A 14015-nucleotide genomic window follows, 5' to 3' on the forward strand; every position below is an offset into this window, starting at 1 on the left:
CAGCTTGAGTGAAAACTTAAAACAGGGGGTTCGTGCAAAACAGCAGCCCGATGGCTGAATCTCGACAAGCCTTCATTTATACTTCCCTCGAAATAAGACGGAAATCGGGAAATTGCTGGAAAGTCGAGCAATGGGCTGCTAATTGTTATGCAGTCTTTACGACTTGAACATCTGGGCGGCGAAGTGCAATCAGGAAGACCTAGTGCAAGAAATGGCGAACGCCCGTGAAAATCATAGCCAATCCCAGCTCGTTTGCGGCCTGAATCGACTCGGCATCGCGCAAACTGCCGCCGGGTTGGGCGATCGCTACGATCCCCGCCGCCGCCGCCTGCCGCACCGAATCGTCAAACGGGAAAAAGCCGTCGCTGGCTAAAATTGCGCCCCTAGCGCGATCGCCCGCCTGCTCCAGCGCCAGCTTCACAGATCCGACCCGATTCATTTGCCCTGCGCCAATGCCCAGCGTGGTGCGCTGATTCGTGACCACAATTGCGTTGGATTTGACGTGTTTGCAGACTGTCCAGGCAAAGCGCAGTTCTGCCCACTGGTCGTCGGTCGGTGCTTTTTCGGTCGCCACTTTCCACTGGCTGATGTCGATCGGACGATCATCGGAGGCTTGAACCAGCAGTCCTCCGGCGATCGCCCTCACCGCCTGCGCTGGGCCTGCGTGCAGGTCGAGCAGCGTCAGCACGCGCACTTTGGACTTTGCCGCTAGGATTTCTGCCGCTGCCGCATCACACCCCGGCGCAACCACGCATTCCAAAAAGGTCTGGGTCAAAGCCGCTGCGGTTTCTACATCGATGGGTCGATTCAGCGCCACAATGCCGCCGAAGGCCGAGGTCGAGTCGGCTTCATAGGCTTTGGTATAGGCCTCCAGCAGCGTATTGCCCAGCGCCACACCGCAGGGATTGGTGTGCTTAATAATCACAGCGGCGGCGGGCGCACCGGGCGCATCGTCAAACTCCGCCACAATCCGCCGCGCCGCCTCCAGATCGACCAGGTTGTTATAGCTCAACTCCTTGCCCTGGAGCTTGGTTGCCTCTGCCCAGCCCGTGGGTGATTCCCCAGTTTGATACCAGGCGGCAGGCTGATGGGGGTTTTCGCCATAGCGCAGCGGTTGCAGCAGGCGACCCGTGATGAAAATCGAAGCTGGATGCTCGCTGCCCGATTCTGCGGCGATGGGTTCGCGGGTTGCCGATTGCGCGGCCAGATAGGTGGCGATCGCCGCGTCATACTTCGCCGTGTGCGAAAACCCCGCCAACGCGCAGGCTCGGCGAAACTCGAACGACACCTGACCATCCCCCCGCCGCAATTCCGTCAGATATTCGTCATACTGGGCTGGATTGCACAGCACGGTGACATGGGCAAAGTTTTTGGCCGAGGCCCGCAGCATTGCCGGGCCGCCGATATCGATCTGCTCCACCGCGTCCGCCAGCGACATACCCGGTTGGGCAATAGTCTGCTCAAAGGGGTAGAGATTCACCACCACCAAGTCAATTGGCTGAATTTGGTTGGTCTCCAGATCAGTCAGGTCTTGGGGAACGTCCCGTCGGGCTAGAATGCCGCCGTGAATGCGGGGATGCAGCGTCTTTACGCGCCCACCCAGGATTTCGGGGGAACCTGTGTAGTCAGAAACTTTGGTGACTGGGATGCCTGCCGCCTTCAGCGCTTCGGCGGTGCCACCGCTACTGATAATGGAAAAATCGAACGTTTCTACGAGCTGGCGGGCAAACGCCACTAGTCCGGTTTTGTCAGAAACGCTCAGAAGAGCTAAACGGGTCATGGCACTCTACTAACTCAAAAACGACTCTAAACCGACTCGAACCTGAATAACGGCGGTATGACGGCTGAAAACTTCTCGCAAGCGCGTCACCATTTCATGAAAACACTTAACCAGTTCGTCTGGCTGACGCACTTGCGTAAAAGGACTACAGGACTGCTAATAAGCTGCGGTTGACGCTTCCTCAGAATACTCAGAGTATATGGAAACAATAGGCTGGGAAACTTATGATTTGATCGAATTGCGCTTGATTTTGATGGAACTGTGTTCAGGGCGATCGCCGTCTGGAGGTTTAAACCTGGGTTCGCTAAATTCGCACCCTGGCTGAATGGCTCCGCCAAAGCAGGGTCAGCGCCAAACTCCTCTAGTCTTCTAGAGTCGCTGCCCGAAATTACCACGCAAAACTACCACCCGAACTACCACCCAAAACTACCACCCAAAATTACCACTCAAAAAAATTACCACCCAAAACTACCATCCAAAGCCACTATCCAGAGTCCACACGCATCGATCCTGATTTACACGCCTGCTGACTTTCTACCAAGAGGAAGACTGTGTCTCTGAGAGCGATTTCCATTCCGCCTCGCAGCGGCAAATCGCCGGAAGCGCTGCTGGTCATGCTGCATGGCTGGGGAGCCAATGCCCAGGATGTCGCTTCGCTGGCGCTGATGCTGGATTTGCCGACGATGCAACTGCTATTTCCTGATGCGCCGTTTCCCTATCCCTACGGGCCCACAGGTCGCGTTTGGTACGACTTGCCCGATGGCTATTCCTTCGAGAGCGATCCAGAATTTGTCCATCAGCCCAAACTGCGGGAGAGCGCTGCCCAACTGACAGACTGGCTGCGATCGCTCTCGTCGATCACGGGTGTACCGCTAGAAAAAACGCTGCTGGCGGGCTTTTCGCAGGGTGGTGCGATGGCTTTGGAGGTGGGTCTGAGTCTGCCGCTGGCGGGGCTGCTGGTGCTGAGCGGCTATTTGCACGGGCCACCCCAACTGGGGATCGCGCTGCCGCCGCCCGTGCTGATGGTGCATGGTCAGCAAGATTTGGTGGTGCCGATTGGTGCGGCCCGGCGATCGCGCGATGTTCTGCAATCGGCGGGGCTATCGGTGTGGTATCACGAGCTATCAACGGGTCACGAAATTACCCCGGAGGTACTGAAATTGGCGCAAAACTTTACAGAAGAAATACGGTTGTCAGCGAGCCGGAGCGAATAGGATAGGAGATGTAGAGGTCTATGGCTCTCAGCGAAGCCCACGCAGGCAGCGAAGCCTGCGGAGGTATGAATGGGAGTCTGCTCTGGAGAATTGCTTTCTAAAGGGTTCTTTCTGACTAGTCGGAATTTGGAGGGCGAGCCATGCGTACATTGGACTTTTGCGAGCAAGATGTCGCCCAAATGACCGAGGGCGAGGTAGAAAACCTGGCGAAGCGGCTCGAACAAGACGACTATGCAAACGTCTTTGAAGGGCTGCGCGACTGGCACCTGCTGAGGGCGATCGCCTTCCAGCGCCCCGAACTGGCAGAACCCTACTATTACCTGCTAGATATGGAAGCCTACGACGAGTCCTAAGTGCACTTCACGGCTGGAACGCTGCTGTAACACTAGCTCGATGTCATGCTGATCATGCTGAGCCTAGAGGCCCAAGTCCAGCGTTCACGTCTAGATTTCACATTCAGGTTTCACAGACAGGTTTCATATTCAGGTTTTCAGGTTTTATGGACAGGTTTTGTAGAACCACGAAATTCAGCTTAACGAAGCCCTGACTCCTGAAGCGTCTGATGATGACGCTTGAGGATATCTAGGGCTTCTTCGGTTTCGACCTGGGGAAACTCGACATAGAAGCGGCTGACGCTGAGAAAAGAGCGCGGAGCCGCCAACAGGACGATGCGATCGCCCCAATGCTTGAGAAACGGCACAACCCGCGAGGGCGCAACGGGCGCACAAATGATCACTGCCGCTGGATGCTTGGCTTGCAGGGCACGAGCTGCGGCGGCCATCGTCAGCCCAGTGGCAATGCCGTCATCGACCAGAATGGCGATCGCCCCACAGGGATCATTCGGCTTCATGCCTCCCGAAAACAAGTCTTGCTGGATACGAGCGCTCGCCTGTGCGGTCTGCACTGCGCTGCGCCATAGCGATGTTCGCGTTTCCATCATCCCGGCATGGCGCGATCGCATCACCTGACCGTCGGCCGTCACCGCCCCAATCGCCAACTCTGGATTGTCGGGGCGCGTCACCTTTTTGGCTACCAGCACGTCCAGCGGACAGCGCAAGCTCTGGGCAATCGGCGCTGCCACCGGAATGCCACCCCTAGGCAGCGCGTAGACCAGCGGTTGGGCATTGGGATAGCGAAACCGCAGCAGGCTCACCTCAGCAGCCACCAGCGGTGCAAGCTGTTGTCCGGCATCCTGGCGATCGTGCAGCGGCAGTAGGTTGGACATGTTGTCCCTCCGGGGGTGAGAGGGGGCAGGGGCGAGGGGATCAAGGAGAAATGAGACTATCACTCTCGATCATGACGGATCTTTCCAGGCTTGGTTAGCAAAACGCATAGGACGCAACCTGCAACCAGTGCGACGGGGGGCGATCGCCCTTTGTAGAATTTTGTTGCGGCAAACGTTAACTATTGATGCAAACTATGCCAGAGGTTGTCCGTTTTTTGATACTAGTGCCCTTAAGCTAGTCTTTCGCCCGCCGGAGGTTTCGGGGAGGCAGGTTTGCTGGCCGGGGGCCTGCGGAGCGTGGGAAAGATCAGCATTCTGAATTCATTCCTCTTTTCATGACTTAGGAGATCGAGCCTTGTTCATTTCCCCGTTACTTGCTGCCGTGCCCACCACCCTGGAATGGGGCCCCAAAACGGCAATTGTCATGATTCTGTGCAACATTCTGGCGATCGCCATTGGCAAATTCACAATTCAACAGCCCAGCGTTGGGCCGGAGCTACCCTCCTCTAATATGTTTGGCGGCATGGGTTTGGGGGCACTGCTGGGAACGACCTCTCTCGGTCACATCCTTGGCGCGGGAGTGATTTTGGGACTAGCCAGCATGGGCGCACTATAGCCCCAAGACGCTGGCAGAAGCCGCCAAGATCTCTGTAGGCAGGGTCTGGCAGTGTTTTATCTGGCAGTGTTTTATCTGGCAGTGTTTCATAGTTGACGACTTTGGTGCCTCGCAAGAGTGCCGCAGGCTTGCAGCAAGCCGCGTTAGTCATTGGGTTCCTGAAGACTCACGGCGCGTCTTTCCCAATGCTGCTCAACGCTGCTCTATGATGTACCAGAGTCGTCACCCTTTTACGTTTGCCCAAATCCTGCATGATTGTCTCGCCTGATGAATTGGTTCGTTATCGCGCCGAGCTAGCCGAAAATCCTGAGGCCCTGGCAGCATTGACCATGCTGGAAGATTGCGAAGGAGATTTGGAAGATGCGGCGATCGCCCTGGCGCTGCGGGAAGGACAGGAACCCGATCAGTCGGAAGGCTGGCTCGATGGTTTTGCCAAGCGCTGGCGGGTCTACGTTTGCCAGTCCGGTGTTCGAGGTCACCTGGAAACAGGGGCGATCGCCCTGGGCATCCAGCTTCTAGCAGCCGAAATGGTGCTGCCCGTTGATCTGGCGACGTTGGTTGCCATTTACGTACAAAAAACGGGCGTGGAGACTTTCTGCAAGCCCCTGGAGGAGCGGCTTTGAGCGTCGGATGGCAGGGCGGCTGGCAGGGCTGGCACCGCAGCCAGAAGGCCCCGATCGTCTTCGCCGCGCTCTTGGCGCTGTTGGGCAGTGGGAACCTGTCCACGGCGATCGCCCAAAGCCAAGTTCCTAAACCAGACCTTACCCAAAATCCAAAATCCAAAATCCAAAATCCCCAAATCGCCCAATCTCCCGGCAGTTTCTGTGCGACAGATTTGCCAGGGCAACTGGACGCGCTGCTGAATGCAGAGCCTGTGCCGCGATCGCGCTGGGGCGTATTGGTGCGATCGCTCGACACGGGCAAAACGCTCTATGCCCGCGAAGCAGACCAGTTTTTCATTCCTGCATCCAATGCCAAAGTCTTCACCACAGCGGCCACGCTGACGGCCCTCGGCCCCGCCTTTCGCATTCGCACCTCTCTCTACCGCGACGCAAGCGACCGCGGTGCGGCAGAAGCAGCAGAGGCAGGGCAAGTCCGGCTGCGGCTAGTGGGGCGCGGCGACCCTACGCTCACCACTGCCCAACTCGATGCGCTGACCACACAACTCAGGGCACAGGGCATCGCCCGCATCGATCGCCTGACGGTCGATACCTCCTACTTCCAGGGCGACGAGGTAAACCCCAACTGGGACTGGGAAGATGCCCAGGCGGGCTACGGCGCACCCGTCAGCAGCGTGATGGTGGATGGCAATGCGATCGCCCTCCAGTTGGTTCCCCAAGCGCTGGGGCAGCCCCTCCGCGTCGTGTGGCGCGACCCGGCCGATGGCGCGGGCTGGGCCATCGACAATCGCTCTCGCACTGTCGCCGCCAGCGAAGCCGAATTTACAGCCGTCCGCCGCGCCTTTGACCGACTGCTGCTGCGGGTGGGCGGCCAACTGCGGGTCGGCAGCGCCGCAGAGCCAGAAATCATCCCCGTCACCGATCCAACCCGCCACTTCATCAACCGACTGCGGCGCTCGCTCCGCAACCAGGGCATCGTGCTTGGCCCAGTGGCGATCGCCACCACGCCCACCCGCCTCACGGAACCCGAAATCGCCAGCATCGCCTCTGCCCCCCTGTCGGAATTGCTCAAACCCACCAACGCCAACAGCGAAAACCTCTACGCCGAGGCAATGCTGAGAATTTTGGGCGCAGAGCAATTGCCCAATCAGTCCGCCAATAGTCTCTCCGCCGGAATCACGGCTCTCAAAGCAACCCTGACCCAACTGGGCGTATCCGCCGACAGCTACGCCCCTGTCGATGGTTCTGGACTGGCCCGCAAAAATCTGGCCAGCCCAGAATCCTTGGTGGAAACCCTGAGGGCGATCGCCCTCACTCCCAACGCCCGCGTGTTTCGCGACTCGCTGGCCGTAGCCGGCAGCAGTGGCACCCTTCAAAACCGCTTCCGCAATACGCCCGTGCAGGGAAGGCTCTGGGGAAAAACCGGAGCCATCAGCGGCATCGCCTCACTGTCGGGCTATCTAGAGCCGCCCCAGCATCCGCCCCTGGCGATCAGCATCTTGGTCAATCATTTTGACCAGCCTGTGCGAACCGTCCGCCCAACGATGGACGAGCTGGTGCTGCGAATGGCGCGGGTACAATCCTGCGAGTAAAACGCATCCCCCAAAGTGCTTTCAAAGTGCTTTCCCCCATTGCCCCACGAAGCACCCCTGCTCTATCTTCTTGTAAAGAAACCTCTCGCTTATACTAGAGATCTGTAGCAGGCGAGATGGCTCTGGGGTTTTGACCCATCGGTTAAGAATTCCTGTTTCTTCTTTCCAAGAAAAAATCGTCTCGTATTTGGTGCGATCGCCACAGCCCTTTAATTAAGTGCCACTTGGTGCGCTGATGAAACTGTTCCGAGGATTTTCCAAACAGTTTGAACCGGGGCGGCAAAGACATCGCTCTAAGCCAGGCAGTCTGCGCCCTAGCAAGCAAGCTGGTATCCCGCCGACTCGTTTTTCTAGCGAATATGCCAACCGTCTGTGGCTCCAGGTTTCCCAAGCGGCTCGGCTAGGGCAAGATTGGCTCTGTCCCCCGGCTCGTCGTCGCAAGTCTTCCTTTTCTTCGACCTGTGCCTATCCCCGGGCCTATGCGCTGCTGGCCGTGCTGACGCTGACGAGCGTGATTGGCTATCGGTTCTATAACGAGCCTCAGCTTGCCGTGGGCACCGTTGCTCCTCAAACGCTGCGGGCTCCGGAGAATGCAACGGTGCTAGATAGCAAGTCAACCGAAGAAAAGCGGATGGCTGCCCGCCTGGGTGCGCTACCTGTGCTGATGATCGATCCGGCGGTCAATCAGCGCATTTATCAATCCATTCAGCGCCTCCTAGACGAAGGGGACGCGCTGCGCCAGATGGCCGGGCCCTTCCCATACATCTCTACAGGTACTTTATCGACTGCGACGCAATCCTATCTCCGGCAAACCTCAAAGGCAGAGTGGGAATCGATCGTTGCGGCCGTCGAGTCAACTGCAAGCCGCCTGCCCTTGTCTTCTACTCCGGCAACCTCAAGCGGACGCGAGCCGTCGTCGCGGTCGGCTCAGCAGCTTGCCATTCTGGAACTGCAAAATCAGCGACGCTCGATGTCGAAAGAAGACTTTTCGGCACTAAAGCGAGTCATCGTGCGGGCCCGCCAAAACTATGCGATCGCCCTAGCGGAGCTGTCAAACACGCCGGAAGCAGGAGCCAGCCTCTATTCTCCTGCCGTGCTACAACTCTCTGATACCGAATGGCTGGATACCAAAGTCAAAATCCGTCGCGCCCTCGAACGAATCCTCACCCAGGGAGTTGCGCCTGGTCTGCCAAACAGCATTTTGAAAGATGCCATTCGCATTCAGATGGGAACCGACCTGCCCGCCAACACGTTGCCCCTGGCTAGCACGCTCCTGATTTCTGCCATCGAGCCAAACCTGATCCAAGACCCAGCCCAAACTCGACTCCAGGCAGAGCAGGTTGCCCAGGCAGTCGAGCCAGTCATGGTGACGATTCGTCGAGGCGAGGTGATTGTCGATCAGGGCGATGTCATTACCCAGGAAGGCTTTGTGCTGCTCGACCACTTTGGGCTGAGCCAGCACGGCATTAACTGGTTTGGGCTGACCAGCTTCGCGGCCCTGGTGAGCGGCGGCGTGGCGGCATTTCTCCTGCTGGAAAGGCGCTTTCACCCCGGCTTTCGACGGCGCGACTATGTGCTGGTCATGCTGCTGGTGCTGAGTACCCCGGTGCTGCTGGCGTTTGGCGCCTCGACTACGACGCTCCCCGCCGTAGGGCTGCTGGTCAGCACGTTCTACGGATCGCCGCTAGGCGCAACGGTGGCTGCGTTTCTCAGCCTGGCCCTGCCGCTGGGGATGAATGTGGGCAGTCGCCATCTCTTTGCCAGCTCGGTCAGCAGCCTGCTGGGGGCGGTGATGGCGGGCCGACTGCGATCGCGCGAAGAACTCGCCCTGCTGGGCGGAGCCATCGGGCTAACGCAGGGATTGGTCTATCTGTTGCTGAGCCTGATCGTCAGCGGCGGCAGCGGCATTGTCTGGTACACCATCCTCATGGCCTCGTTGACGCAGGGCCTGCTGGGCGTTGCCTGGAGCATCGTCGCGCTGGGCATCAGTCCCTACCTGGAGCAAGCCTTTGACCTGGTGACCCCGATTCGGCTGGTGGAACTGTCGAACCCCAACCGGCCGCTACTCAAGCGACTGGCCGAAGAAGCTCCTGGCACCTTTCAGCACACGCTGTTTGTGTCTACGCTGGCGGAGGCAGCGGCCCGCGAACTGGGCTGCAATGTAGAACTGGTGCGGGCAGGAACGCTGTATCACGACATTGGCAAGATGCACGACCCGCTGGGCTTTATCGAAAACCAGATGGGCGGGCCTAACAAGCACGACAGCATTGACGACCCCTGGGTGAGCGCCAGCATTATTAAAAAGCACGTCACCGAAGGCGAGGCCATGGCCCGCCGCTATCGCCTGCCCCGCGCCATCCGCGCCTTTATTCCCGAACACCAGGGCACGATGCTGGTCGGCTACTTTTTCCACGAGGCCCAGCAGCGCGTCAAAGCCAATCCATCGCTCATCCTTCGCGAGGCAGATTTTCGCTACGATGGGCCGATTCCTCAATCCCGCGAGACGGGCATTGTGATGCTGGCCGATTCCTGCGAAGCTGCGCTGCGATCGCTCAAGGATGCCACGCCCAAAGACGCGCTGGCGATGGTCAACCGCATCCTCTACGCCCGCTGGCAAGACAACCAGTTGGTCGATTCGGGCCTAGAGCGATCAGAAATGCCCCGCATTGCCGAAGTCTTTGTGCAGGTGTGGCAACAGTTTAACCACCAGCGGATTGCCTACCCGAAGGCGATCGCCGCCCCCAAAGCCCCAGCCGCAGAGGTAAAATGAGAATTCCAGGGATTAGGGTGTGTTTTATAGCCTTTTGATCCCCCTAGTCCCCTTAAAAGCTCCCCCCTTGCCTCCTTAAAAAGATCCCCCCTAGCCCCCCTTAAAAAGGGGGGAACTGGGCTGGAGCGCTATCGACTTAGGGCAATCAACGACCTAGCTTTCAACCCTGTCCAGGTATCAACGGTGAGGCAATACCTGAATTCAACGCCGCTTCACCACCTGTCCCAAGACTCAACCAAACCCTCTTCTACCTCTAAACCCCAATGATCGATTCGTCCGACATCAAGCGCAGCATCGAACAGTTGTCCGATCGCCTGGGTCATACCCAGGACTATCTTTGACCTGCCTGCCCTCAACGCCAAAATTCAAGACCTAGAGCAGGTCGCCTCGCAGCCCGACTTTTGGGACAACCAGGCCCAGGCCCAGCGAGTGCTGCAAGAACTCAACGACCTAAAATCCCACGTTGAGCAGGTGCAGCGCTGGAAAACCACCCTGGACGATGCCCAGGCAGTGCTGGAACTGTTGGAACTGGAATCTGACGAATCGCTGCTGCAAGAGGCGCAGGACAGCCTCAGCCAGATGAGCCGCGAACTTGACCAGTGGGAGCTTCAGCAGTTGCTCTCTGGCGAATACGACGACCGGGGTGCCGTGCTGACGATTAACGCTGGCGCAGGCGGCACCGACGCGCAAGACTGGGCCGAGATGCTGCTGCGGATGTATACCCGCTGGGGCGAAAGCCACGGCTATAAGGTATCGCTGTCGGAACTGTCGGAGGGCGACGAAGCGGGCATCAAATCTGCCACGCTAGAAATTGACGGGCGCTACGCCTATGGCTATTTGAAAAACGAAAAGGGGACTCATCGCCTGGTGCGGATTTCGCCCTTCAACGCCAACGACAAGCGGCAGACCAGCTTTGCGGGCGTGGAAGTGATGCCGATTCTCGACGACTCCGTAGAGCTAGACATTCCCGAAAAAGACCTGGAAATTACCACCATGCGCTCTGGCGGCAAGGGCGGGCAAAACGTGAACAAGGTGGAAACGGGGGTGCTGGTGCGCCATCTGCCGACGGGGATTTTGGTACGCTGCACCGAAGAGCGATCGCAGCTTCAAAACAAGGAAAAAGCCCTGGCCCGTCTGAAGGCCAAGCTGCTGGTGATTGCCAAAGAGCAACGCGCCAAAGAAATTGCCGATATCCGGGGCGACATGGTAGAAGCAGCCTGGGGAAACCAGATCCGCAACTACGTGTTTCACCCGTACCAGATGGTGAAGGACGTTCGCACAAACGTCGAAACCACCGCCGTAACCGATGTCATGAACGGCGAACTGGATGCCTTTATTGAAGCCAGCCTCAGGCAGGAGAATCAGTTGGTCAGCCAAGCGGAGGTTTAGGGCAGGTTTTTTGGAGGCAGCAGTCTCCAGCTATCCCTGAGGATTCAGGCTATCCTTCAGGGCATAGACGACCCGCTCCTGTTGCTCTGGGGTCAGTTCGGGGAACATGGGCAGCGATAGGACTTCATGGCAAAGCTGCTCCGTGATAGGGAAGGAGCCGGGGCCATAGCCCAGCGGTTCGTAGACCTTTTGCAGATGCAGCGGCAATGGATAGTAGATCATTGAGCTAACGCCTTGCTGCTGCATAGACTGCCGGACGCGATCGCGGTATTCTCCACCCACAGTTCCCGCAGGCAGCGGCGACAGGCGAATGGTGTACTGATGCCAGACGGATTTGCCGCCAGGAATAGGCAACGGCGGAATCACACCCGGAATCGGGCGGAGCAGTTCTGTATAGCGAGCGGCGATCGCCCGTCGTTGCTCATTCCAGGTTTCCAGATACCGCAGCTTCACCTGCAAAATGGCCGCCTGCACCGCATCCAGACGGCTGGTGAGGCCGATCTCGTCGTGATAGTAGCGCGTGCGGCTGCCGTGTTCTCGCAGGGCGCGAATCCGAGCGGCGATCGCCGGATCGCTCGTCGTCACCGCGCCGCCATCACCGCAGGCTCCTAGATTTTTGGTAGGGAAAAAGCTAAAGCAGCCGACCTGCCCAATGCTGCCCACTCGCTGCCCGTTCCACTCGGCCCCGGCCGCCTGGGCGCTGTCTTCAATCACAATCAGGTTGTGGGCCTGGGCGATCGCCATGAGCCGCGTCATGTCCACAGGCTGCCCAAACAGATGCACCGGGATAATTGCCCGAGTGCGGGGCGTGATTGCCGCTTCGACCTGCGCCAGATCCAGGTTAAACGTGGCCGGGTCAATATCCACAAAGACAGGCGTTGCCTGGGACTGACTAATGGTTTCTGCCGACGCGATAAAGGTAAACGGCGTGGTGATCACCTCATCCCCCGCGCCGATGTCATACGCCCGCAGCGCCAGATAGAGCGCGTCTGTTCCAGAATTGCAGGCGATCGCCTCCGATGTACCAATGTACGCCGCAAACGCCTGCTCAAACTGCTGCACCCGCGGCCCGTTGATATATTGACCCGAAGCCAGCACCGCCAGCACTGCTTCATTCACCTCAGCGCTGATGGTCTGAAATTGCTGTGTTAGATCCAGAGGGGGAATCACGCTCACTCGCCTACACCAAAAAGAGATGGACTAGCCTTCAGACTCTATCTTCCCGTAAGTTCACGGCTGCGAGATCCCCAGATAGGGCAGTTCTTGCAAGTGCCAGGTGCCAGTCAGCGTTTCTTAAAGAAAACTTCCAAACCCCGCCCCCAAAAGCGATCGCCCTGCACACCCGCTGATTCAGAGAAAATGCTAGTCTATCTGAACCATTTTGCACCAAGGCTTTGCCATGAACTTGCACTTTCCAGAAGATGCCCTGACTCTAGCCCTCATCCTAGGGGCGATCGCCCTCGCACTACCCCTGCTGGGCTGGCTGCTGCGCGTTGCCGGGTCGCTAATTAGCAGCGCCATCTCAATTTTGATCCTGCTGTTTTTGGTGAAGCTGGTGTTTGGGCTAAACCCTGACCAACTGTGGTATCAAGCTAGCCATGCTGTGCAAAAGCTAATATCCTCTATCGGGTGATCAGCGGCATGGGGAAGAGGGAAGGGGGAAAGAACGAAGAGGGAAGAACGAAGAGGGAAAGCCTCTATTGGCTGATCAATAACGTTGATCAGTGAGATTGATTAGAAGTAGAGGAACGCGGCTGCCCAAGTTTCTCCATGATCGATGGGAATCCCGGCATCTCTTAGCAGGACGATCCAAAATCCAAAATCCTAAAATCCCCAATCTAAAATCTAAAATCGACATGGGCACTCTTGGGGGGCGATTGCGTGGCGCGGCAGCGGCTGGACGCACAACTGGTAGAACTGGGGCTGTGCGAGTCGCGGCAGCAGGCACAACGGCTGATCCGGGCTGGCGAAGTGCGGGTTAACCAGCAGGTGATCGACAAACCGGGCACGGAAATTGACCCAACTGCCCAGATCGAAGTCAAAGCGCGATCGCCCTTTGTTTCTCGCGGCGGCGAAAAGCTAGCCAAGGCACTGACAGACTTTCAAATCCCGGTTGCAGGGCGCGTGTGTTTGGATGGCGGCATTTCCACTGGCGGCTTTACCGACTGCCTGCTGCAAGCGGGCGCGGCGCGAGTCTACGGCATTGACGTAGGCTATGGTCAGGTCGCCTGGAGCATCCGCCAAGACGAGCGCGTGGTGCTGCGCGAACGCACCAATCTGCGCCACCTCACGCCCGCCGACCTCTACGGCCCAGCCGATCCACATCCCGATTTGGGCGTGGTAGACGTATCCTTCATCTCTTTGACCAAGGTGCTACCCGCGCTGTGGAACCTGCTGGAGCCTCCCCGCGACGTGATTTTGCTGGTGAAGCCCCAGTTTGAAGTGGGCAAAGAAAAAATTGGCAAAAAGGGCGTGGTGCGAGAGGCGGCTGACCAAGCAGGGGCGATCGCCCAGGTGTTGGCCGCTGCCCAAACCCTCGGCTGGCGCTACGCCAATCTCACCTGGTCGCCCCTCGTCGGCCCCGCAGGCAACCTCGAATACCTGCTCTGGCTCAACCTAGACAGCACCGAATCGCCCCCCGATGCCGCCGCCCTCAAAGCGCTGGCGCAAGCTGCACACTCTGCATTGAGGAATTAGGAATCAGCAGGCAGGTTCCAAGAATTAGACAGCAAACGAATGCTGCCCAAAATCCCTAATTCAAAATCCCTAATCCAAAATCCAAAATTTCTCGCCCATCCCTCACCCAAAG

General features: G+C 58.1%; 12 protein-coding genes. 9 read left to right on the top strand and 3 right to left on the bottom strand.

The window, feature by feature from the left end:
• Positions 1-199 precede the first annotated feature (199 nt).
• Positions 200-1780, bottom strand: coding sequence for a bifunctional phosphoribosylaminoimidazolecarboxamide formyltransferase/IMP cyclohydrolase (purH, locus tag JTM80_RS00980; protein ID WP_172353750.1), 1581 nt, complete (start codon positions 1778-1780; stop codon positions 200-202).
• A gap of 551 nt (positions 1781-2331) precedes the next feature.
• On the opposite strand from purH, the gene JTM80_RS00985 reads away from it, so the two are divergent.
• Positions 2332-2994 (top strand): alpha/beta hydrolase, encoded by a 663-nt coding sequence (locus JTM80_RS00985; RefSeq protein WP_205370397.1) that lies wholly within the window; start codon positions 2332-2334, stop codon positions 2992-2994.
• 140 nt (positions 2995-3134) lie between these two features.
• The gene (locus tag JTM80_RS00990; RefSeq protein ID WP_172353751.1) at positions 3135-3347 is read left to right on the top strand and encodes a DUF2555 domain-containing protein; all 213 of its coding nucleotides are present in this window, start codon (positions 3135-3137) and stop codon (positions 3345-3347) included.
• 179 nt (positions 3348-3526) lie between these two features.
• Here JTM80_RS00990 and JTM80_RS00995 read toward each other — a convergent pair whose 3' ends face one another.
• Complete coding sequence (locus JTM80_RS00995; RefSeq protein WP_205370398.1) at positions 3527-4219, bottom strand: phosphoribosyltransferase; 693 nt, start codon at positions 4217-4219, stop codon at positions 3527-3529.
• A 355-nt stretch (positions 4220-4574) separates the two neighbouring features.
• On the opposite strand from JTM80_RS00995, the gene psaK reads away from it, so the two are divergent.
• From psaK to prfB, 5 genes are all read left to right on the top strand, one after another.
• Positions 4575-4835, top strand: a complete 261-nt coding sequence (gene psaK, locus JTM80_RS01000; RefSeq protein WP_068516001.1) for a photosystem I reaction center subunit PsaK — start codon at positions 4575-4577, stop codon at positions 4833-4835.
• Between the two features lie 251 nt (positions 4836-5086).
• Positions 5087-5458 (top strand): hypothetical protein, encoded by a 372-nt coding sequence (locus JTM80_RS01005; RefSeq protein WP_172353753.1) that lies wholly within the window; start codon positions 5087-5089, stop codon positions 5456-5458.
• On the top strand, positions 5455-7047 hold the full coding sequence (gene dacB / locus JTM80_RS01010; RefSeq protein WP_205370399.1) for a D-alanyl-D-alanine carboxypeptidase/D-alanyl-D-alanine-endopeptidase: 1593 nt from the start codon (positions 5455-5457) through the stop codon (positions 7045-7047). Before JTM80_RS01005 ends, dacB begins: the two co-directional genes overlap by 4 nt.
• A 235-nt stretch (positions 7048-7282) precedes the next feature.
• Entirely contained in the window at positions 7283-9817 is a 2535-nt protein-coding gene (locus tag JTM80_RS01015) for an HD family phosphohydrolase (protein WP_205370400.1), read from the top strand.
• A 263-nt stretch (positions 9818-10080) separates the two neighbouring features.
• A protein-coding gene (gene prfB, locus JTM80_RS01020) for a peptide chain release factor 2 (RefSeq protein ID WP_205370401.1) occupies positions 10081-11206 on the top strand; the annotation gives its coding sequence in 2 pieces (ribosomal slippage) (positions 10081-10155 and positions 10157-11206; 1125 coding nt in all).
• A gap of 30 nt (positions 11207-11236) precedes the next feature.
• On the opposite strand, the gene JTM80_RS01025 is transcribed toward prfB, so the two are convergent.
• Positions 11237-12382: a DegT/DnrJ/EryC1/StrS aminotransferase family protein gene (locus JTM80_RS01025; protein ID WP_205370402.1), complete on the bottom strand. Its 1146-nt coding sequence runs from the start codon at positions 12380-12382 to the stop codon at positions 11237-11239.
• A 223-nt stretch (positions 12383-12605) separates the two neighbouring features.
• Between JTM80_RS01025 and JTM80_RS01030 the strand changes: the two genes are divergently transcribed.
• Positions 12606-12839 carry a hypothetical protein gene (locus JTM80_RS01030; RefSeq protein WP_172353757.1) on the top strand — a complete coding sequence of 78 codons (234 nt, stop codon included), beginning with the start codon at positions 12606-12608 and terminating at the stop codon, positions 12837-12839.
• Between the two features lie 248 nt (positions 12840-13087).
• A complete protein-coding gene (locus JTM80_RS01035) occupies positions 13088-13903 on the top strand; it encodes a TlyA family RNA methyltransferase (RefSeq protein ID WP_172353758.1) in 816 nt (271 codons plus the stop codon).
• Positions 13904-14015 lie beyond the last annotated feature (112 nt).

It is taken from the genome of Thermoleptolyngbya sp. PKUAC-SCTB121 (assembly GCF_016919485.1).
GTDB classification, from domain to species: domain Bacteria; phylum Cyanobacteriota; class Cyanobacteriia; order Elainellales; family Elainellaceae; genus Thermoleptolyngbya; species Thermoleptolyngbya sichuanensis.